Source organism: Shewanella sp. 10N.286.54.B9 (assembly GCF_041468565.1).
Taxonomy (GTDB): domain Bacteria; phylum Pseudomonadota; class Gammaproteobacteria; order Enterobacterales; family Shewanellaceae; genus Shewanella.
On record NZ_JBFRIY010000114.1, the window covers coordinates 1 to 2,418 of the forward strand.

The window sequence follows — 2,418 nt, forward strand, 5'->3', positions numbered from 1 at the left end:
GCTCTGGAGAGCTTAATCGACTCGTCAGAGGCTATCATAGCGGTGATACTCAAGACATTCAGCAAACCTTGATTCAACTGAAACAACGATATCCAGACTCGCCGTTACTTGCTGTCGGCTATAGCCTTGGCGGCAATGTATTGGTCAAGTATCAAGGTGAGCTGCAACAAAAAAGCTTACTAGAACGGGCTGTAGCAGTATCTGCACCACTGCATCTAGCCGCGTGTGCTAAAAGACTCGAAAAAGGCTTCTCCAAAGTATATCAGAGCTATTTAATAAAGCAGTTGCAAGAAAAAATGCTTGGTAAAGTCGCTACACCTGCATTGCAGCCACTCATGCCCATTGGCAAGGCCGAGATTGAGCAACTCACCACTTTTTACGCTTTTGATGACAAAATCACAGCACCGCTGCATGGCTTTAACGATGTTGATGACTACTACCATAGAGCTAGTGGTATGCCTTATTTGAGTCAAATCCAAAAGCCAACTTTAGTCATTCACGCTAAAGACGACCCGTTTATGACTCACGCGGTCATCCCTACTGATGAACAATTAGCAGAGCAAGTTGAATACGAACTGCATGATAATGGCGGACACGTTGGATTTATCGAAGGTGGTTCACCTTGGCGGCCGCGCTACTATATTGAAAAAAGAATCTTGTCATTTTTAACCTCTCACATTGATAAATCTGGAAATCATTGATGCTAGTTCCATACGAAGCACTGAACCAATTACCTGCAGAAACCCTCGAGAACCTCATCAAAGAGTTTCTCATTGGTCAACTCGAAGATGGCAGTTTTGCAAGCACTGGCGAAGACAGCTTGCAATCAGCAATAGCGCATTGCCGCAGTGCACTTTCTCGCGGGGAATTAGTGGTCGAGTTTAGTGAAGAGGAAGAGTCTATCGCCATAAGACGCAAAGAGGATATTGTCTCCGTGGACTCAGCTCAAGATTGACCTAAGTGTTACGAATACGTATAACTATACCCATTCGACTTCAATATTTGCTATTTCAGTGGGAATTAAAAGTGACTAAAACAAAGCTCTAGACGCAGTGCAATAGCGAGTCTATTGTCTAGTCCAGTGACACAATTAACATCGCTTTTAAACCCACCCAATGGAGTGTCTGGAATAGGCACTTTGAAATAGAATGGGTATATAAATTCACACACAGTTTTTAAATAATCTGGTTTATTGCAGAATCAATACCGTTAGCCATATTTGGCTGTCTACAGGTGATATTTAACTGTCTCTATTTTAGGTAAAAAAATGTCAGCGAAACATCCGATTATTGCTGTAACAGGTTCATCCGGTGCAGGTACGACGACAACAACCACAGCATTCAACCATATCTTTAGGCAGCTGGGGATTAATGCAGCCATTGTTGAGGGCGATAGCTTCCACCATTTCACCCGTCCTGAAATGGCAGTGATGATCCGTAAAGAAAAAACTGAAAATAGAAATATCAGTTATTTTGGCCCTGAAGCCAATGATTTCCAGCGTCTTGAGCAATGTTTTAGTGATTATGGCAGCACTGGGCAAGGAGAAACACGCGCTTACCTGCACACCTTTGATGAAGCCGTGCCTTTTAACCAAATGCCAGGAACCTTTACTCAATGGCATCCACTGCCTGAAAATACTGAAATGCTTTACTACGAAGGCTTACATGGCGGTGTCGTCACTGATGACTGTGATGTCGCACAGCACGTTGACCTGCTGATAGGCATGGTGCCCATTGTCAATTTAGAGTGGATCCAAAAGATCATTCGTGACACTTCAGATAGAGGCCATAGCCGCGAAAAAGTGATGGATTCGATAGTGCGCAGTATGGACGATTATATCAACCATATGACGCCACAATTTTCCCGAACTCACATTAATTTTCAGCGCGTACCGACTGTTGATACCTCAAACCCTTTTAGTGCCAAAAGTATTCCCAGTTTGGATGAAAGCTTTGTTGTGATCCGCTTTCGAGGCATCAAGAATGTCGATTTCCCTTATTACCTACGCATGATCCAAGGCTCATTCATGTCTCGTATAAACACACTAGTCGTACCAGGAGGCAAGATGTCACTTGCCATGGAGCTTATCCTCACGCCATTAGTGAAAGACTTAATGGATAAGCGCTTACAGCTTATTTCACCAGAAAATGAGTAAGAAGCTACAGCAATCGATTATCTTAAGATTTGTTTAAGACAAGTTCTGTAGACTTCATTTCATCGGGATTTCAGGCGAAAGAACGATAAGTTAGCGTACTCTTGGAAGTAAATTCCCCCATCTTGATCTGTTTATTTCCTTGGGTATGCTGGCTAACCTCTTATCTCCAAATTCATTTTAAAAAGTAAATTCCCACATCCATGTTGATCTGTTTATTTCCTTGGGTATGCTGGCTAACCTCTAATCTCCAAATTCATTTTAAA

General features: G+C 42.6%; 3 protein-coding genes. All 3 read left to right on the forward strand.

Annotated features, from left to right (window positions below):
* A partial coding sequence (locus AB4135_RS21995) for a hydrolase (protein ID WP_371995549.1) occupies nt 1–701 on the forward strand: 701 nt, incomplete at its 5' end.
* Nucleotides 701–955, forward strand: coding sequence for a YheU family protein (locus AB4135_RS22000; RefSeq protein ID WP_371992534.1), 255 nt, complete (start codon nt 701–703; stop codon nt 953–955). The genes AB4135_RS21995 and AB4135_RS22000, both read left to right, overlap by 1 nt.
* A 312-nt stretch (nt 956–1,267) precedes the next feature.
* Nucleotides 1,268–2,155 (forward strand): phosphoribulokinase, encoded by an 888-nt coding sequence (locus tag AB4135_RS22005; RefSeq protein WP_220736575.1) that lies wholly within the window; start codon nt 1,268–1,270, stop codon nt 2,153–2,155.
* Nucleotides 2,156–2,418: the final 263 nt, after the last annotated feature.